Origin of the sequence: Nonomuraea sp. NPDC049269, from assembly GCF_043197155.1 — a bacterium.
Lineage (GTDB): Bacteria > Actinomycetota > Actinomycetes > Streptosporangiales > Streptosporangiaceae > Nonomuraea.
Window position 1 is genome coordinate 340,925 of the sequence record NZ_JBICSO010000004.1, and the last position, 18,555, is coordinate 359,479.

Sequence of the window (18,555 nt, forward strand, 5' to 3'; positions counted from 1 at the left end):
GGGAAGCCTCTCAAGCGCGCGCCGCCACGTCACGTGCCTGATGCAGGACGTTACGCACTCTCGGCCGGAGCACCGCAGACCTGGCAGGTGTCAAGCCGGGTGACGGACTGCTCCGCCGTCATCATCGTCAGGAGGTCGAAGTGGACCACCCGGCCGGCCAGGGCCGCCGGGACCACTCCGGTGAGGAACCGGATCGCCTCGGCGGCGAGGAACCCGGCCACGATCGAGCAGAGCGGGCCGAACGCCGGGATGATCCGCCCCTGATTCTGTACGGCGGGCAGCTCCCGCCCGCCATTGCGGACCCGCAGCTCCTCGTCCAGGCAGGCCAGGCAGGCCGAGCTCCCCGGCACGACCAACGGCCCCGCGATGCCCAGGTGCTGGGTGAACCCGCCCGGCAGGAACGGCACCCCGGCGGCCAGGCAACCGGCGTTCGTCCAGCGGCGGATCTGCGGCTGCGGGCTGTCGGCGGTGGCGATGACCAGGTCCGCGCCGGCGACCACGTCCGCGACGTCCCCGGCGCCGGTCAGCGTGCGGTGGTGCGTCTCCACCTTGAGCGCCGGGCTGTGCTCCACGAGCCTGCGGGCGGCCGTCTCCACCTTCGGGTCACCGACGTCCTCCGCCTTGTACAGATATTGGCGGTGAAGGTTGGACTCGTCCACGTCGTCCTGGTCGACGAGCCGCAGCCGCCCCACGCCGGCCGTCGCCAGTTGCAGGGCGACGAAACCGCCTATCCCTCCGACGCCAAGGACGGCCACGGTACGCCCGGCGAGGTCCCCGATCATCTCGGCGGCCCGTGACGCGGGCTGGAACATGGAGAAGAACAGCGCCTGCCGCGACGAAGGCCCGTGGCGCGTCAGCAGCTCGACCTCCTGCTCCTCGACCAGGATCCGGGCCGTGAGCAGGGCGGTGATGGCCTGGTCCACCTCGGCCGCCGTGACGCCGCCGATCCCGGCCGTGAGGCTGACCAGCTCCTCGCGGGGCAGCGCGGTGGCGGCGCACCGGCGTACGAGCTCGCGCAGGGCGGGGGCGGCGGACTGGAGCACCTTTCCCGTTCCCGGCAGGTCGCCCAGCCGGACGAGTTCCCGGTGGTCGTCAATGAACAGCGGAAACGCCGGGTTGACCAGAACGCGAGACAATATCCGCTCCAAGCGGGGACACGGACACGGGATTGGCGACAGGCGGGTCACCAATCCCGCGATGAGTTTCAGCTGTTGCTGTTACCGCAGGTGAGCTCTACTTCCTCTACCTGCGTGATCGTGATCTCCATATAGGTTCCCCCTCCCGATGATGTGGGGACATATGTGGCTATTGAGAAGAATGCCCCCGAGCGAGGAAGTTAGTTTCCCGGAACGCGAGTGTCCAGCGGTTTGGAAATTAAGGAGCCGGTTCGATGGCCGGCGCAGCTCCGAAACGGGGTTTACGGAGTATCCGGTTTTGTGCGATAAGCGCGGAGAAATGCTTTCACCCCATCGATCACCACCCTCTCGATCTCACCCTCTCCGAGCGGAGCCGCGCCGAACAGTGATCGGTTGCTCAGCACACCGGCGACCAGCACCTCAAGGTGTTCCGCGGCGACCACGGGGTCCGGCACGTCGAGCAGGCCCTGCTCGCCCAGCCGTGCCAGGCGCGCGGCCAGCTCCCGCTGAGCCGGTCCGACGGGACGCCAGGCGTCCAGCAGCTCGGGGAAGTGCACCGCTTCAGCGATCATCAACCTCGTGATCGCCGAACGTTCGGGGCAACGAACCACGGCGTGTGCGAACTCGCGGCCGAAGGCCAGCAGGGCCGCCTCCAGGTCATGCACCTGGCCCAGGGTGCGGTCGAGCAGGTCGCCGAACTCCGCGTTCCGCGTGGCGCCGGCCTCCTGGATCACCGACAGAAAGAGCTGCTCTTTGTCCTGGTAATAGTCATAGATGGTGCGTTTGGACACACCGGCCTTGGTCGCGATGGTGTCAACGCTGGTCCGGGCGAATCCTTCTTGCAGGAAGGCCTCAAGCGCCGCCCTCATGATGGCGGCACGCCTGACGGGCGACCCCTGTCGCACCGTCGTCCTCCCTGCCGTGTAGCGCCCCCTCCGCAATGCGAGTCTCCTATCGTGGAGTGCGGCTCTGGCTTTTTTCGCGCTCTCTATATGAGGCGTTCCATGCCGTTCCACGCCGGGAGACGAGCCTCTCAGCAGTCAGTCAGCGCCTTTCTCGCGTAGGAGCGGACGTCGGCGTCGGAGTCCGCCAGCGCGGTCCGCAAGGCGTCCGCCACCTCCGTGGCGGCGGCCCACGGCGTGAGCGCGAGCACGGCGGCCTTGCGCACGTCGAGGTTGGGGTCCGCCAGCGCTCCGACGAGCGGCCGCCGCGCCGTGGCCGGGTCCGCCGCGGCGAGACAGCGCACCGCCCCCACCCGCACCTGCCACTCCTGATCGTCCAGCCCCCGGATGGCCTCGGCCGCAAGCGGTGTCCCCACCTCGCCCGACGACTCCAGAGCGGCGGCCCTGACCAGCGGGTCGGCGTCGCCCGCGAGAGCGGCCAGCGCGGCCGACGGCTTGCCGATGAGGCCCAGTCCCTTGGCCGCCCAGACGCGTACCTCTCTGGACGGGTCCGTCGCGGCGGTGGCCACCGCGTCGGCCTCGTCGAGGGAGACCAGGGCGCGGATCGCCGCGATCCGCACCCGGTGGTCCGGATCGGCCAGCGCCGCCTGGAACGTCCCGGCGTCGCCGAGCCGCATCGCGCGCAGCACGTCCAGGCCGGTGGCCCGGACCATGGCGTCCCCGCCGGACAGGCACCCGGTCACGGCCGCGCCGAGTTCGGGCGTGGCCGGCAGCACCTCGACCAGCTCCTTGAGGCCGGTGGCCGCCGCCCGGCGCACGGTGCCGTGCTCGTCGGCGAGGGCGCCGGCCAGGGCCAGGCCCGTCCCTTCCGGCACCGTCTCGGTGAGCGTGGCGATGGCGGCCCGGCGTACCTTCGGGTCGGCGTCGGCGAGGTAGGGGGCGAGCCGCGCCACCGACGGCTGCTCCTCGGCGAGGCGGTGCAGCTCCAGGATGCGCGGCGAGCGGCCGACCGCGGCGCGGGCCTCCCGGCGCACCTCGTGGCGGCGCACCGCGGTCGCGGTCCGGGCGGCCAGCACGACCGGCTCGGCGGCGACCGGCGAGAACTCCTCGACCGGCACCAGGTACGGCTCCACGGGGCGCTTGACGAACTCCATCGCCCCCTCGCGCCGGCGGAGATTGAGGTGGAACAGCCACCCCTCGTCGTCGCGTCCTGGCTGGTCGGCGCGTTCGTGGTAGAGGCCCCACCGGCTCTCGGTACGGGTGAGCGAGGCACGGGCCGCCATCTCGGCGCAGTCGCGGATGAAGTCGACCTCGGCGCAGCGCATGAGCTCGTGCGGGGTGCGCGCGCCCATCGAGGCGATCTCGTCGCGCATCCGCTCGAAGGACTCCAGCGCGATCTCGAGCTTGGCGCCGGTCTTGGGCGGGGCGACGTAGTCGTTGACGAAGCGGCGCAGCTTGTACTCCACCTGCTGCTGCGGCGGCCCGTCCGGGTTGCGCAGGGGCCGGTAGACCAGCTCGTGCGCGGCGGCGATCTGATCCTCCGGCAGGGGCCCGCCGCGTCGGTGGTGCTCGGCCGCGTGGGCGCCGGCCAGGTCGCCGAAGACGAAGGCGCCGATCATGTAGTTGTGCGGCACGCAGGCCAGGTCACCGGCCGCGTACAGGCCGGGCACCGTGGTCGCGCCGTGCTCGTCCACCCACACGCCCGACGCCGAGTGCCCGCCGCACAGGCCGATCTCCGAGATGTGCATCTCCACGTCGTGGCTGCGGTAGTCGTGCCCGCGCCCGGCGTGGAACGTGCCACGGGTGGGGCGTTCGGTGGTGTGCAGGATGTTCTCGATCTCCGTGACCGTCTCGTCGGGCAGGTGGGAGAGCTTGAGGTAGATCGGCCCCCGGGCGGAGGCGATCTCGGCGGACACCTCGGACATCATCTGGCCCGACCAGTAGTCGGAGTCGACGAACCGCTCCCCCTTGTTGTTGACCTGGTAGCCGCCGAACGGGTTGGCCACGTAGGCGCAGGCCGGCCCGTTGTAGTCCTTGATCAACGGGTTGATCTGGAAGCACTCGATGCCGCTGAGCTCGGCTCCGGCGTGGTAGGCCATGGCGTAGCCGTCGCCCGCGTTGGTCGGGTTCTCGTACGTGCCGTACAGGTAGCCGCTGGCGGGCAGGCCGAGCCGGCCGCAGGCGCCGGTCGCGAGGATCACGGCTCCGGCGCTCACCGTGACGAAACGCCCGGAACGCGTGTCGAACCCGGCCACGCCGACCGCCCGGCCCTCCGAGGTGAGGACCCTGACCGGCATGACGCGGTTCTCGACGCGGAGCCTCTCCCGGATGTCGCGTCGCCGCAGCACCCGGTAGAGGACCTTCTTGACGTCCTTGCCCTCCGGCATGGGGAGCACGTAGCTGCCCGAGCGGTGGACCCTGCGGACCGCGTACTCGCCGTGCTCGTCCTTCTCGAACTTCACCCCGTAGCTTTCCAGGCGGCGGACCATGTCGTGGCCCCTGGTCGCGGTCTGGTAGATCGTCTTCTGGTTGACGACGCCGTCGTTGGCCCGGGTGATCTCGGCGACGTAGTCCTCGGGGGTGGCCTTGCCGGGGATGACGGCGTTGTTGACGCCGTCCATGCCCATGGCGAGCGCGCCGCTGTGCCGTACGTGGGCCTTCTCCAGCAGCAGCACCCGGGCGCCCTGCTCCGCGGCGGTGATCGCGGCCATCGTGCCCGCGGTGCCTCCGCCGACGACGAGCACCTCGCACTCCAGGCGCAGGCCGTCCTCGATCGAGGGGATGTCCATTCACAGCTCCTTGAGGATCTGGGCGCGCAGCCCGGCTCTGTCGGCGCCGGGGTCGCGGGGCCCCGGCACCTCGGTCACCGCGCGGACGCCGCCGCGGCCGAGCACCACCACCCGATCGGCGAGCAGGAGCGCCTCGTCCACGTCGTGGGTGACGAAGATGACCGTCGCCCTGGTGTCTTCGAGCACGTCGAGCAGGAGCGCCTGCATCTCGGCGCGGGTCTGGGCGTCGAGCGCGCCGAACGGCTCGTCCATCAGCACCGCGCGGGGCGCTCCCGCGAGGGCGCGGGCGAGCTGCACGCGCTGCCGCATGCCGCCCGACAGCTCGCGCGGCAGCCGGTCCTCGTGCCCGGCCAGGCCGACGCGGGCGATCCACTCCCGCGCGGCGGCCCGGCGCTCACGCCTGGGCAGCCTGCGGATGCGCAGCGGCAGCTCCACGTTGGCCAGGACCGTCCGCCACGGCAGCAGCGCGTCGTCCTGGAAGATCATCGCGCGGTCCTGCGAGGTGGCCGCGATCTCCGCTCCGTCCGCGACGATCCTTCCTCCGTACGGCCGCAGCAGCCCGGCCAGCGCGCGCAGCAGCGTGGACTTGCCCGAGCCCGACGCGCCGACGACGACCAGCACCTCGCCGGGGCGGACCGCCAGATCGAGCTCGCTCAGGACCGGATCCCGGGCGTACCCCAGCGACAGGGACTCCAACGTGAGGCCGAGGGTCACGACCTGCTCCCTTCCGCCCGGGGCAGCCAGCGGGTCAACCGGCGCCCGACCAGCTCGACGGCGGCCGAGGTGAGCCAGCCGAGCAGGCCGATGGTGATCATGCCGACGATGACGGCCGGGTAGTCGACGATCGTGTACGACATCCAGGTCCGGTAGCCGACCCCGAACTCGCCGGAGATCATCTCCGCCGAGATGACGCAGATCCAGGCCACGCCCATGCCGACGGAGAGCCCGCCGAACACGCCGGGCAGGATGCCGGGCAGCACCACGTTCCAGAGCACGTGGCGCCGGCCGCCGCCGAGCGTCCTGACCGCGTCCTCCCAGAGCGTGGGCAGCGCCCGTACGGCGTGCCGCGTGCTCACCATGATCGGGAAGAAGGCGGCGGTGAACGTGATGAACACGATGCCCTGCTCATCGGTGGGGAACAGCAGGATCGCCACCGGCACCAGCGCGATCGCGGGAATGGGGCGGACGGCTTCGAGCAGCGGCAGCAGCGCGTCCCCCGTCGTGCGGGACCTGGCGACCAGCAGGCCCACGGTGATCCCGGCGACCGCGGCCAGGCCGAATCCGGTCAGGATCCTGATCAGGCTCTGCAGGAGGTCGAGGTAGTACACGGGGGTGGCGAGCTGCCTGGCGAACCGCGCGGCGACCTCATCGAGCGTGGGCAGCCGGTCGAACCTGAGCCACAGCCGCGCGTCGGTGACCGTGAGGAGCTGCCACAGGGCGGCTACGGTCAGGAGCGAGCCCGCCCTGACCGCCCACCGGCGTCCCTTCCCCGCACCGCTCCGAGCCCGGCTCCGCACGGGAGGCGGGACCGCGGGCGCGGCAGTCGTCCAGGACGTCGTGCCGGCTTCCGTCTCCGTGGTCATCGGGCGTCACCTCCCGCTCCCTTCAACGCGGCTTCATAGGCGACGGGCTCGGTCTTCGGGTGCTCCTTGCGGTAGGCGTCGGCCCCTTCCTCGGTGGTGAAGGGCAGGAACCTGGCGTTCGCGGCGGCGGCCGGATCCCGAAGCCAGACGGACTTGTCGGCGAACCACCTGGTCCCGGTGGCGGTGTCCGGCACGTAGGCCGCCCGTACCGGCTGTTTCGCGGCGGCCACCTGCCGGAGCAGGCAGGACGGCGTGGCGGCGGCCAGCGTCTCGCTCTCCCCGTTCAGCCACAGCTCCGAGGCGGTCTTGGGATCGTCGACGGCCACTCCGCAGACGGTGTCCTTCCCCGTGATCGGGGCGGGGTTCACGGTCGAGGCCCGGTCCGCGTCGTACGCCGGCCCGTACGCCTTGCGGAGGTAGGCGTCGTTGACGAAGGAGGCGACGTTCACCCCGGAGAAGTCGGCGCTGATCCGCTTGAGGTAGGTCACGTCATGCTCGTGTGCCGCCTGAAGGGACTGCTTCAGCGTGACGTCGAAGGTGGCGATGCCGCCGCGGCCGTTGTACAGGTAGACGACCTCGGGCGGCAGGCCCGTGGCGCGGGCCACCGACTCCGCGGCTTGCAGAGGGTGCTCGTGCAGGTAGCGGGTGGCGTCGATCTGCGCCTTGAGGAAGGCGTCCACGATCTCCGGGTGGTCCTTGGCGTAGGCCTGACGTACCACCACGCCATGGAAGGTCGGCACGTCCAGGGCCGAGCCGTCATAGACCAGCCGGCCCTTGTTCTGGAAGGCCAGCAGCCCCGGCCAGGCCACGAACTGGGCGTACGCCTGCACGCCACCCGACTCGAGCTGGGCCGCGCCGACGGCGGGCTGGTGATTGACCGTCTCGACGTCGGTGATCCCCGCTTTCTCCAGCGCCTGGACCAGCGTGCCGTGCCCGGCCGAGCCGACGCTGGCCGAGATCTTGGCGCCCTTGAGATCGGCCAGGGTCCGCGCCTTCGACGCGGGCGGGACGACGACCATGTTCAGCCCGCCGCGCGCGTTGTAGCCGGTGATGGAGATCAACTCGGTACGGGCCGCCGGGATCGACTGCGTGCGGGAGGCGTTGATCAGCAGCGGGTAGTCGCCCATCGAGCCGATGTCGATCTTTCCGGCGACCATCTTGGCGGTGATGGGGGCACCGGTGTCGTAGTCCTGCCACTCGACGGCGTACTTGCCGCCGAGCCGCTTCTCGAGGTAGCCGAGCGAGCGCAGCAGGGTTCCGGCCGTCACGGTGTTGATGGTCTTGGACTGGTAGCCGACGACGAGCTTCGTCTTCCCCTCGCCGCCCGTGTCGCCGCTCGTGGCGCCGGAGACCGAGCAGGCGGTGGCGGCCAGCAGAAGGACCGCCGTCAGGATCTTGCGCACCGCGATCTCCTTCATCTCAGCAGGTAGGGCATGTTGATGGTGACCGCGTCCACGGGGCACCTGGCCGCGCAGGGGCCGCAGTACCAGCACTCGTCGACGTGCATGTACGCCTTGCCGGTCTCGTCGCTGATCGCCAGGGAGTCGAGCGGGCACGCCTCGACGCACAGCGTGCAGCCGTCGATGCACAGGGATTCGTCGATCGTCACGGGGACCTCGACGCGCTGGGTGATCAGGGCCATGCCTGCTCCTTGTCCTCTTGTCGGCGGTCCTCGGTGCGGCGCAGATGGCCGCGCATCGTCAGCCGGTCGCCTCTGAAACGGATGAACTCCAGGTCCACCGGCCTGCTGTCGGCCAGGTGGGTGAGCCGCTCGACCATCAGCAGCGCGGCTCCGCGCGGCGTACCGAGCGCGGCGGCGGTGTGCGGGTCGGCGTTGACGGCTTCGAGGGTGAGCTCGGCCATGCCGAGTGGCTGCCCGGAGATCTGTTCGAGCAGCACGAAGATGTCGTTGTTCGCCAGGTCCGCGTCGAACAGCGGCTCGCCGACGTCACGTACGAGATAGGTGAGGTCGAGCGAGAGGGGCAGGCCGTTCAGGCTGCGGAGCCGTTCCAGGTAGACGACCTGCTCACCGGGCGCGAGCCCGAGCCGGTGGCTGACCGGAGCGGGCGGCTCCATGAGGGTCATCGTGCGGACCTGGTTGGTCACCCGCCCGTGTTCGTGCAGGGTCTCGGCCAGACCGAGCAGGCGATGCAGCCCATGCGGGTACTTCTCGGCCACCACGGTGGTGCCCACGCCCGGGCTCCGCTCGACCAGGCCCTCCTCGCGCAGCAGGTCGAGCGCCTCCCGGACGGTGTTGCGCGAGGTGTCGAACTCACGGGCGAGCACCGCCTCCAGCGGCAGCTGCCCATGAGGGAAGCTGCCGTGGATGATCTGTCTTCTCAAGAGGTCGGCCACCTGCCGGGCACGATCCGCCCGGCACCGCCGATCGTCGAGCTCCACCCGCTTCATGCCGCTAAACCTACTCAACGAGTAGGAAAAATGGGATAACAGGGAGATTGCGCCACCCTACCCGGCCTGAATCACCGGCTTGAGCTGCGGGAACGTTCAGAAGGCGGCAAGATCTGCCACCTATGTCGCAGGCTCGATGGCCAAAGCGTGCCGGAAGACGTTGCGCGGGTCCCACCGGGCCTTCACCCGTTGGAGGCGTGGGTAGTTGTCCTTGTAGTAGAGCCGGTGCGCGGGCACGCCTGAGGTGTTCCACGCCGGGTCGGCCAGGTCGGCGTCGGGGTAGTTGATGTAGGAGCCGTCGTTGACCTCGCCGGGTACGGGCACGCCGCCTGTGTCGGCGTACACGTCGCGGTAGAAGTGGCGGACCCAGGCGAGGTTGGCCGCGTCGTCTTTTTCGTCACCCCAGATGGTCTGATAGACCGCCTTCATGACCACGTCTCGCTGGGCGATCGCAGTGGCCCCGGGCGCCACCGCACGGACCTGGCCGCCGTAGCCGACGAGCAGCATGCCGGAGTCCGGCCCCCCGGTTTCGTTCGTCAGGTTGCGGTAGACGGCCGCAAGCTGGCTCTCGGTGAACGAGCGTCGCAGATAGCCGGCCTTGATCTTGTACCGCCGGTTGAGCACGTCACCCGGCTCGCCGCTGCCCGGCCAGGTCATCCGGTGCAGCCACGGCATCGTCCGCCGGATGTCGAGCGCCGGCGTGAGGTCGACACCGGCGGTCACCGCCGACACGAAGCCGGTCACCATGCGGTCGGCGTCAGGGAGGTCCGCGTCGATCTGCGCGACCAGCGTGACGGTTCCGCCGGCGCGGTGCGACAGCAGGAGGATCCCGTACAGCCCGGTGTACGGAGAGCCGGGCGCGCTGTTGCGCTCGTGCCAGGTCCCGAAGTTACGCAGCAGCCCGGTGAGCGCCTGTTCGGTCATGTGCTCCCAGGACCAGAAGACCACGTGCTGCAGCATCCGCCGGGGCGAGGCCGGCAGCAGCTTGGACGGGTCGGTGCCGGTGGAGTCGGGCGAGCGTAACCAGTACCGGGTGACCACGCCGAAGTTGCCGCCGCCACCGCCGGTGTGCGCCCACCACAGGTCATGGTTCGGGTCGTCCGGCTCGCGGGTGGCGACCACCGCGCGGGCGGTGCCGTCGCGGTCGACCACCACGACCTCCACGCCGTACAGGTGATCCACCACCGAGCCGTACCGCCGGGACAGCGGCCCGTACCCGCCGCCCGCGAAGTGCCCACCGGCACCCACCTCCGGGCAGCCGCCCCCAGGGATCGTCACGCCCCAGCCCTTGAACAGCGTCCGGTACACCTGCCCCAGGGTGGCTCCGGGTTGCACGGCGAACGCCCGCCGGTCGGCGTCATAGCCGACCGCGTCCATCGGAGACAGGTCGAGCAGCACCCGCACCGCCGGATCGGCGGTGAAGTTCTCGAAGCAATGCCCGCCACTGCGCACCGCGACCCGCCGACCGGACCGCACCGCCTCCGACACCGCGCGCACCACCTGATCGGTCGACCCGGCCACGCGGATCTCGTCCGGCCGGCCCGCGAACCGGAAGTTGTTGCCGCGCAACAGGTTGTCGTAGCGCAGGTCGCCCGGCCGTACCGTCACCGGCCCGAACCCCGTCGCCTCCGGCCCCGCCGCGGCGGCGGCCACCCCGGTACCCAGCGCTGTGACCGCCACGGCACCCGCACCGGCGAGCAGCCCACGACGACTCACCGCTGCGCCGCTCGTACTCCCATCGCTCACTTCTGGCATGGGTCTCACCCCTTTTCGATTGGAGACCATCAGCCTCTCCATCCGGCCACAAGCCGCACATCACCCCATGTCATGAATCGACGGCTGAACTCTCCGCCCCTCCGAACGGCTGATCCGCCCCACCGATCGGCTGACCGATGGCCGGCCGGGAGGCGAGATACCGGCCGCCGGGCGGCAGGATAAGGTCAAGATCTTCGGAGGGAGGTTCGGTGGGGAGACTGAGCAGGCGCGGGCTGCTGACCGCCTCCGGCGCGGGTGTGGTGGCCGGGGCGGCGGCGACGGCGGGCGCCTTTCTGCTGGGCGAGGCGGAGCCGCCGGCGAGCGCGGCCCCGGCGCAGGTCGTGGACTTCCATGGGCCGCATCAGGCGGGCATCGCGACGCCCGTACAGGACCGCCTCCACTTCGCGGCCTTCGACGTGGCCGTGGGCACGCGCGAGGAGCTGATCGCGCTCCTGGTCTCCTGGACCAGGGCCGCCGAGTCGATGACGGCGGGCCGGGTCAGCGCCGCCGACGACTCCGGCGAGGCCCTCGACCTGCCCGCCTCCCGCCTGACGATGACCGTCGGATTCGGGCCCACGCTGTTCGAGCGGGCGGGGGAAGACCGCTTCGGCCTGGCCGCCTCACGGCCTCCCGCGCTGGCCGACTTACCGCCCTTCCCCGGTGAGAAGCTCGACCCGGCACGCGGCGGCGGCGACATCGCCGTCCAGGCGTGCGCCGACGACCCGCAGGTCGCGGTGCACGCCATCCGCACGCTGGCCCGCATCGGGCTGGGCCGGGTGAGCATGCGGTGGTCGCAGCTCGGCTACGGCAAGACCTCCTCGACCACGCCCGCCCAGCTCACCCCGCGCAACCTCATGGGCTTCAAGGACGGCACCGACAACATCCCGCACGACGATCACACCGCGCTCGACCAGCACGTCTGGGTGGGCGCCGCCGACGGGCCCGCGTGGATGACGGGCGGCAGCTACCTGGTCGCGCGGCGAATCCGCATGCACCTGGAGGCATGGGACCAGGCCTCCAGGGAGGACCAGGAGGCCACGATCGGCCGTACCAAGACCGAGGGCGCCCCGCTCGGCGGCAAGGGCGAGCGCGACAGGTTCAGCCCGGCCGCGCTCCCCGCCGACTCCCATGTGCGCCTGGCCCATCCCTTGTCCAACGGCGGTGTACGGCTGCTGCGGCGCGGCTACTCCTTCGTGGACGGCAGCGACACCCAGGGACGCATCGACGCCGGCCTGTTCTTCCTGGCCTACCAGCGCGATCCGCGCCGCCAGTACGTGCCCGTGCAGCGCAGGCTGGCCACCGACGACCGGCTCTCGACCTACATCCGGCACGTGGGGTCGGGCCTGTGGGCGTGCCCACCCGGCGTGTCTCCCGGCGGGCACTGGGGCGACACCCTGCTGGGTGAGAAAGCCTAGAGATCGCCTGGGCGGATCCAGCCGCCGGGCACCAGCCGGGCGAGTTGCTCGCGCAGCAGGTCGCGCAGCGGCCCCTCGGGCTGCTCGCCGTAGAGCTGGAGCAGCCTGTCCGGCCGCTCCAGGATCTCCTCGGGGTCGTCCTGGCGGTCGGTGTAGTCGGTGATCAGCTCCGGCAGGCGGGCGGCGACGTGCTCGTCCAGTCCGAGCCGGACCGCCGAGCACAGCGCGTACTCCCAGGCCACCAGGTAGCGCCAGAGCTTGTCCTCGCCCTCGAAGTAGGCGCGCTCCAGCCGGGAGAAGGCGCCTAGCACCGCACCGTGGTCACCGTCGCGGTAGGCCAGCACGATGAGGTGGAACAGCGCCCACTGATGCCCGCGCCGCAGCAGCTCCGCCCGCTCGAAGGCGGCCCGCGCCTCGGCGTGGGCGCCCAGCAGGTAGAGAGCGTAGCCCCGCACGTAGTGGGCGTCGGCCGAGCCGGGGGCCTCCTTCAGCAGCCGCTCGCTCTCCCGCAGCAGCCGCCCGAACGTCTCAGGAACCTCCGGCCCGTCCTCCGCCGCCTCGATCAACTCGGCGATCGAGGCGGGTCCGGCGTTGGGGGTGTCAGCGGGCACCGCTCACCATCCTCCGGAGTGGCCGGTGGATCTGCCGTTGGCCATCCAGCGCTTGGCGGTGGCGCGCAGCTCCCTCTCGATCTCCGGCAGCATACCCGGGTGCTCCCTGATGAAGCGTTCGAGGTCTCTGGCGGCGGCCTTGAAGCCTTCGCCGTGCCGCCCGCTCTCGAAGCCGCCATCGCCCCGGTACCTGTCGCGGATCTCGCGCTTGACGGAGTTGGCCCACTCCGACGGGGACAGCCAGCCGCAGGGGTACTTGGGACGCGGGCTGTTGTGGACGAGGACGTCGGTCCCGCCCTGGACCACGTGGTAGGTGTTCGGACCGTCCACGCTGAGGTTGTGGACGCGCTGGCTGTCGCGGTGCTCGGTCTCCACCGCCGACACCTGGACGAGGGTGCCCGCCGAAGTACGCAGCCACATGCCCGGCCGCAGCTCCGAGGCGGGCAGCCAGGTCTTCAGCGCGGGCACCCAGAACGGGTGGTTGTCGGTGGCGACCAGCACCCCGCCCGCGATGCCCACCTTGACCAGGTCCTTGGCGCCCTGGCTGGTCATGGTGGCCACGACCGGCCGCGAGCTCGTCTTCCCGGTGGCCGGGTCGGTCGCCAGGACCCGGTCGCCGACGGCGACCTCCTCGATGGCCTTGGCGCTGCCGTCGGCCATCCGTACCTTGGTGCCCGGCACGAAGCTGCTGGTCAGACGGCAGGTCTTGCCGAGGCTTTCCACCGCCTCATCGCCGTACTTGCCGAAGCGGGCGAACTTGGTGCCGCCGAAGGTGATCGAGCCCAGGGCGCCCTCCAGGCAGCCCTTGCCGAAGCCCCGGGCGTAGTCGCCGAAGGAGTGCTTGCGGCCGAGCAGCGCACCGGCGACGGTGTTGATCAGGCCGTTGCCGACGCAGGCGCCGACGGCCGCGACCACCTGCGACGGGATCGTGCCGTCGGGGTCGGTGTAGTCAGCCGGGTCGCCCAGCGCGTACTCGTAGAGGTTGTAGCCGCCGCCGAAGCCGATGGTGTCCTCGGAGACGAACCGGCGCAGCGACGGGGAGTACAGCCGGGATCTGTTGTCCTGCAGCCCGCCGGGGATCGGCGCGCCGGAGACCCGGCCGGTCCAGCGCACGGTGTTGGAGTCGCCGGCCGTGGAGGACGTGGTGGAGCCGAACAGGTCGTAACCGTAGGTGGTGGTGATCTGGCCCGAGCCGTCGGTCAGGGCCAGCGTGGAACCGAGCGCGTCGGGGAGCAGCCCCTGGACCTGGCCGTCGCCGCTGATCCTGGCGAGGGCCTCGTCCTGGCCGAAGCCGTTGAGGAAGGAGACGTCCGCCCCGCCGGGCCCGCTCTGACCGATGAGGGCGTCGCCGTCGAAGCGGAAGCGGGTGGTGTCGGAGCCCGTGGTGCTGCCGACCCTGCGCCCCGCCGGGTCGTAGCCGAGGGTCGTGGTGACGCTGCCGTCCGACACCGTCACGAGCTCGCCGCGGGCGTTCCAGGCGTAGGTGAAGACGCCGTCGGAGGTCAGGTTGCCCGCCGGGTCGTAGCCCAGTGTCCGGCCGCCGTTGCCGGTCAGCCGGTTGGCGTCGTCGTAGGTGAGGCCGGTCGCGGGCGCGGGGAGCTGGGCGCGTACGAGGGTGCCGCGCATCCGGGTCCGGCGCCCGAGCCGGTCGTAGTCGTAGGCCACGTCACCGACGCCGGTGGTGCCCCGCTTGTAGCCGATCGAGGTCAGCAGGCCCGAGTCGTCGTAGCCGTAGGCGGCCGTGATCCCGCCGGGCAGTGACTTGGAGGTCATCCTCGCGTCGTCGTCATAGCCGTACACGGTGCTGACCGCGCCCCGGGTGACCGACTTGAGCAGGCCGTTGGGGAAGTAGTCGTAGCCGACCGCGGGCTGGCCCGAGGCGGTCATGGACTTCAGGCGCCCGGCCGCGTCGTAGGTGTAGCCGACGGTCCCCGCCGAGCTGGTCTCGGCGGTCAGGTGGTCGAGGTCGTCGTAGCCGTAGGTGATCTTCCCGGCGCCGGTGGTGCTGTCGGTCAGCTCGCGGATGCGGCCTCTGTCGTCGTACTGGGCGCTCTGCGTCGACTCGTAGTTCTGGCCGTTCTTGCCGAAGCCGGTGAAGGTCGCGCGGCCGAGCTCGTCGTAGCGGTACTCGGTGACCTTGCCGCGCCGGTCGGTGACCGTGGACAGGCGGTTCATGCCGTCGTAGGTGAAGGTGTCCTTCGCCCCGAGCGGGTCGGTGCGTTCGAGCAGCCTGTCGGCGTTGTCGTAGCCGTAGGAGGTGATCTTTCCGCGGGCGTCCTTGACCGAGGTGATGTTGCCGTTCTCGTCGTAGTCGAAGGTCGTCTCGTCGCCGCCCGCGTCGGTGACCGACCTGAGCATGTCGGCCGCGTCGTAGACCCGCCCGGTCGAGGTCCCGTCAGGGGCGATCGTCTCGATCACGCGGTTGGCCGCGTCCCGGACGAAGCGGGTCTTGCGTCCCGCCGGGTCGGTGACCGTGCTCAGAGCGCCGTCGACGTAGTCGTAGGTGGTGACGCGCCCCTGCGGGGTGGTCTGGGTGCGTGGATGGCCCTGGGCGTCGTAGCTGGTCTTCCAGGTGCGGCCCATCGCGTCGGTGATCTTCTCGGGGTTGCCGTGCGCGTCGTACTCGAAGCGGGTGACGGCTCCCGTGGGGTCGGTCAGCGTGTTCGGCCTGCCGTACGGAGTGCCCTGGTACGTGGCCCGGCCGGTCACGGTGGCCGACCCCGCCGCGCCCTTGAGCTCCAGCGGGTTGCCCGCGGGGTCGTAGGTGATCGTCGTGGTGCGGCCGAGGCCGTCGTCGATCGTTCTGGGCAGGTCGCTGTCCGGGTCGCGGGTGATCCTGATGGTGTGCTCGCGGCCGGTGCCCGCCGCCTGCGTGTCGGTGGCCAGGTAACCGAGGTCGTCGTAGGTGGTCTTGCGTACGGCGCCGTCCGGCTCGGTGACCTGGGCGGCGACGACTCGCGAGCCGTCGAGGGCGTAGGTGAAGGCGTAGGTGCCCTGGCCGAGGATCGTCTGGGTGGCGACCCTGCCGTTGGCGTCGTAGACGTTGGTCAGGTAGGTGTGGCCGCGGGAGTCGGTGATGGCGTTCATCCGGCCCGCGGTGTCGTAGCCGTAGGTGGTGGTCTGGCCGGTGGGGCCGGTCACGGTCTTGAGCCGGTCGCCCTCGTAGCCGTACGTGACCGAGCGGCCCGCGTTGTCCTCCACCTTCGTGACCTTGTCGGCGGCGTCGTGGGAGTAGCTGAGCCAGAACCCGTTCGGCGAGCGGACCTCCGTGATCGGCCCGAGGTAGCTGCCGAAGCTGTTCTTGTACTTGCGCAGGATCTTGACGGTGTTGCCCTGCGCGTCCCGGATCTCCTGCAACGGCGCCTCGTCGCCGAAGACGTAGGTCATGCCGTTGCGCAGCTTGAGGTGCCAGCCGCCCTGGTTGCACCCGCCCACATAGTGGAAGGTGGACCCGGTGAACTCCGGCGAGGTGTCGCGTGCCTCGAAGACCGCGTCACAGAACCCGGTGCCCGGCGAGGTCCGCACATAGTGCACCTGGGACCCGTCGGGGAAGTTGAGATCGGCCTCCTGGTACTGCTTCCGCGACGACAGGTACATGTTGTACAGGTCGTTGCTTCCGATGCCCATGGAGCGCTTGCGGGTGTCGCCCGGGTTGTAGCCGCGGTTGACGGTCAGCGGCATGACGTCGTCCACCATGAGGTCGGTCTGGCTCAGGGTGAACAGTCCGCTGCCGAGGTCGACGGGGTCGCCCGAGGAGTTCAGGAACTTCAGCAGCCACTTCCACAGCGGCTCCTCGTTGCCCGGCACGTTGATCATGGCGCCGTCGAAGTCGGAGATCGCCGTACCGGCGTCGGGGACGACCTGCCGAGCGGCCTGATCGACCTTGCCCGCGCCGAAGATCTCCCAGCCCTCGCCGCTCTTGTCGTAGTGCCAGAAGTTGACCCGCTGCCCCGCCGGGAGCTTCAGGTAGTTCGGGTAGGTGATCTGTGCGGTCCCGCCCACCAGACGACCGCCCGCGGGCTGGACCGTGTAGTAGACGGGCACGCGCACGCCGTCCGGCATGGGGATCGGCGTGCGGTCCACCGGGATCGGGGTGACGCCGACGCGCCGTACGGGCTTGCCGTCGGCGTCCTCGATCGTCACGCCCGCCGGGATGCGCACCTCCAGGCCGGGCACGCCCGGGTTGGAGAGCACGACCTCCTTGGTGGTCGGCGAGGGGATGTCGATCTCGTAGTCGGTGTCCAGGGCGGGCAGGTACGGCGTGTAGAACAGCTCGTTGTCGCCCGCCTTGAGCGGCACCTGCACGTCGAACACGCCGTACTTGAGCTTGCTCGTCGAGGCGCTACGGCCGTCGATGCGCAGGCGGCGCACGCCTTGGCGCAGGTCGGTGAGGTGGAAGGCGCCCTTGGCGTCCGTGCGGGCCTCGCGGCCGTCGGCGCGCAGGGTGACGCCGGGCAGCGGCAGCCCCGCGGTGGTCTTCACGACCCCGGTGAGGCTCGCCTCCTTGTGCTTCTTCGCGGTGAACGTCGCCATGGCCGCGCCGCGCTTCACCCCGTCGGGCAGCGCCTTCTGGGCCGTCTCGTCGGGTTTCGCGGCCTGCTTGCCGACGCGTGCGACGGCGGTGCCGACCGCGACGCGGATGGTGGCCGCCCCCGTCTCGGCGTCCTGGGGATTGATCTTCAGGGTGTAGGTGCCGGCGGCCGTCAGGGCGGTGACGCGTGAACTGTTCTTGGACAGGCACGAGTTCCACAAGCGAGCGCCGGTGGGCGGCCACAGCTCCGTGGTGAGGCAGCTCGTGTACGTCTTGTCCACCATGGTGATCTTGATGCTCTGCCCGGCGGTGGCGGTGAAGGTGACCGCCGAGTTCTGTCCGGCCTTGGTCGTGGTGACCACGACGTCCGCCCCGCCGACGGTCGCCGCCTTCTGCGCGTCGGCGGGCACGTCGACCAGGGTGACCGTGATCGTGCCGGTCCACGCGTCCTGCGGGTTGAAGGTCAGCTTGTACGCCCCCGCGGCCGGTAATTCCAGCGTGTCGATGTACTCGGCCGCCTGGTAGACGCAGGTGTCCTTGACCAGCTCCGTGCCGTCGGGCTTGAGCAGCCGCACGTCCAGGGCGCAGGCGGGCGCACCGGCCGGAATGGCCAGCTTGATGAAGAGGCGATGGGCTGCCGTACCGGTGAACGTCACCGCCCCGCCCTGGCCCGGCTTGGCGATCGCCACCGCGGCCGGGGCGGCGTCCGGCGCGCTCGCCACGGCCACGTCGGCCGGGACGCCCGTCAAGGCGAACGTCAGCGTGCCCGTCCAGGCGTCCTTGGGGTTGATCGTGAACCGGTAGGCGCCGTCGGCGGGCAGGGTGATCGTGTCGATGTACTCGGCCGCCTGGTAGATGCACGTGTCCTTGGCCAGCTCGGTGCCATCCGGCTTGAGCAGCCGCACCTCCAGGCCACAGGCGGGCGTACCCGCCGGAATGGTCAGCTTGGCGAAGATCCGCTGCCCCGTCGCGCCGGTGAACGTCACTGCGGCGTCCTGGCCCGGCTTGTTGATCGCCACCGCGGCCGGGGCCGCGTCCGGCGAGGTCGCCACCACCACGTCAGCGGGCACGTTCAGCACCTGCAGCGTCGGAGTGCCCGTCCAGGCGTCCTTCGGGTTGATCGTGAACCGATAGGTGCCGTCGGTGGGCAGGGTGACCGTGTCGATGTACTCGGCCGCCTGGTAGATGCACGTGTCCTTGGCCAGCTCAGTGCCATCCGGCTTGAGCAGCCGCACCTCCAGGCCGCAAGCGGGCGTACCCGCCGGGACGGCCAGCTTGGCGAAGATCCGCTGCCCCGCCGTACCGGTGAACGTCACCGCCCCGCCCTGACCCGGCTTGTTGATCGCCACCGCGGCCGGGGCCGCGTCCGGCGAGGTCGCCACCACCACGTCAGCGGGCACGTTCAGCACCTGCAGCGTCGGAGT

Annotated in this window: 12 protein-coding genes; 1 reads left to right on the forward strand and 11 read right to left on the reverse strand. The window is 70.8% G+C overall.

Going from position 1 to position 18,555, the window contains the following annotated elements; genetic code table 11:
• Window positions 1–50: 50 nt before the first annotated feature.
• From ACGFNP_RS24110 to ACGFNP_RS24150, 9 genes are all read right to left on the reverse strand, one after another.
• Window positions 51–1,136 carry a TOMM precursor leader peptide-binding protein gene (locus tag ACGFNP_RS24110; RefSeq protein WP_358314789.1) on the reverse strand — a complete coding sequence of 362 codons (1,086 nt, stop codon included), beginning with the start codon at window positions 1,134–1,136 and terminating at the stop codon, window positions 51–53.
• A gap of 281 nt (window positions 1,137–1,417) precedes the next feature.
• Entirely contained in the window at window positions 1,418–2,041 is a 624-nt protein-coding gene (locus ACGFNP_RS24115) for a TetR/AcrR family transcriptional regulator (RefSeq protein WP_393322177.1), read from the reverse strand.
• 128 nt (window positions 2,042–2,169) lie between these two features.
• Window positions 2,170–4,827, reverse strand: coding sequence for a fumarate reductase/succinate dehydrogenase flavoprotein subunit (locus ACGFNP_RS24120; protein WP_393322180.1), 2,658 nt, complete (start codon window positions 4,825–4,827; stop codon window positions 2,170–2,172).
• Window positions 4,828–5,541 carry an ABC transporter ATP-binding protein gene (locus tag ACGFNP_RS24125; RefSeq protein ID WP_358314797.1) on the reverse strand — a complete coding sequence of 238 codons (714 nt, stop codon included), beginning with the start codon at window positions 5,539–5,541 and terminating at the stop codon, window positions 4,828–4,830.
• Entirely contained in the window at window positions 5,538–6,410 is an 873-nt protein-coding gene (locus tag ACGFNP_RS24130) for an ABC transporter permease (protein WP_393322183.1), read from the reverse strand. Before ACGFNP_RS24130 ends, ACGFNP_RS24125 begins: the two co-directional genes overlap by 4 nt.
• On the reverse strand, window positions 6,407–7,813 hold the full coding sequence (locus ACGFNP_RS24135; protein WP_393322187.1) for an ABC transporter substrate-binding protein: 1,407 nt from the start codon (window positions 7,811–7,813) through the stop codon (window positions 6,407–6,409). The genes ACGFNP_RS24130 and ACGFNP_RS24135 overlap by 4 nt, the downstream gene beginning before the upstream one ends.
• Window positions 7,814–7,824: 11 nt before the next feature.
• Window positions 7,825–8,052 carry a ferredoxin family protein gene (locus ACGFNP_RS24140; protein ID WP_214635861.1) on the reverse strand — a complete coding sequence of 76 codons (228 nt, stop codon included), beginning with the start codon at window positions 8,050–8,052 and terminating at the stop codon, window positions 7,825–7,827.
• A complete protein-coding gene (locus ACGFNP_RS24145; RefSeq protein ID WP_393322191.1) occupies window positions 8,043–8,819 on the reverse strand; it encodes a GntR family transcriptional regulator in 777 nt (258 codons plus the stop codon). Before ACGFNP_RS24145 ends, ACGFNP_RS24140 begins: the two co-directional genes overlap by 10 nt.
• Before the next feature lie 120 nt (window positions 8,820–8,939).
• Window positions 8,940–10,574 (reverse strand): FAD-dependent oxidoreductase, encoded by a 1,635-nt coding sequence (locus ACGFNP_RS24150; RefSeq protein WP_393322194.1) that lies wholly within the window; start codon window positions 10,572–10,574, stop codon window positions 8,940–8,942.
• A gap of 209 nt (window positions 10,575–10,783) precedes the next feature.
• Between ACGFNP_RS24150 and efeB the strand changes: the two genes are divergently transcribed.
• The gene (gene efeB / locus ACGFNP_RS24155) at window positions 10,784–11,989 is read left to right on the forward strand and encodes an iron uptake transporter deferrochelatase/peroxidase subunit (RefSeq protein WP_393322197.1); all 1,206 of its coding nucleotides are present in this window, start codon (window positions 10,784–10,786) and stop codon (window positions 11,987–11,989) included.
• Here efeB and ACGFNP_RS24160 read toward each other — a convergent pair.
• Together ACGFNP_RS24160 and ACGFNP_RS24165 are read right to left on the reverse strand one after the other, a co-directional pair.
• Window positions 11,986–12,600 carry a hypothetical protein gene (locus tag ACGFNP_RS24160; protein ID WP_393322200.1) on the reverse strand — a complete coding sequence of 205 codons (615 nt, stop codon included), beginning with the start codon at window positions 12,598–12,600 and terminating at the stop codon, window positions 11,986–11,988. The two genes, efeB and ACGFNP_RS24160, sit on opposite strands and share 4 nt — an antisense overlap.
• A gap of 3 nt (window positions 12,601–12,603) precedes the next feature.
• A complete protein-coding gene (locus tag ACGFNP_RS24165) occupies window positions 12,604–18,531 on the reverse strand; it encodes a polymorphic toxin-type HINT domain-containing protein (RefSeq protein ID WP_393322203.1) in 5,928 nt (1,975 codons plus the stop codon).
• Window positions 18,532–18,555 lie beyond the last annotated feature (24 nt).

What these genes read in the sequence shown, in the direction of transcription:
- ACGFNP_RS24130 (WP_393322183.1), bottom strand. Translation starts at nt 6,410, where the DNA reads ATGACCACGGAGACGGAAGCCGGCACGACGTCCTGGACGACTGCCGCG.
- ACGFNP_RS24150 (WP_393322194.1), bottom strand. Translation starts at nt 10,574, where the DNA reads ATGCCAGAAGTGAGCGATGGGAGTACGAGCGGCGCAGCGGTGAGTCGT.
- ACGFNP_RS24145 (WP_393322191.1), bottom strand. Translation starts at nt 8,819, where the DNA reads ATGAAGCGGGTGGAGCTCGACGATCGGCGGTGCCGGGCGGATCGTGCC.
- ACGFNP_RS24140 (WP_214635861.1), bottom strand. Translation starts at nt 8,052, where the DNA reads ATGGCCCTGATCACCCAGCGCGTCGAGGTCCCCGTGACGATCGACGAA.
- ACGFNP_RS24120 (WP_393322180.1), bottom strand. Translation starts at nt 4,827, where the DNA reads ATGGACATCCCCTCGATCGAGGACGGCCTGCGCCTGGAGTGCGAGGTG.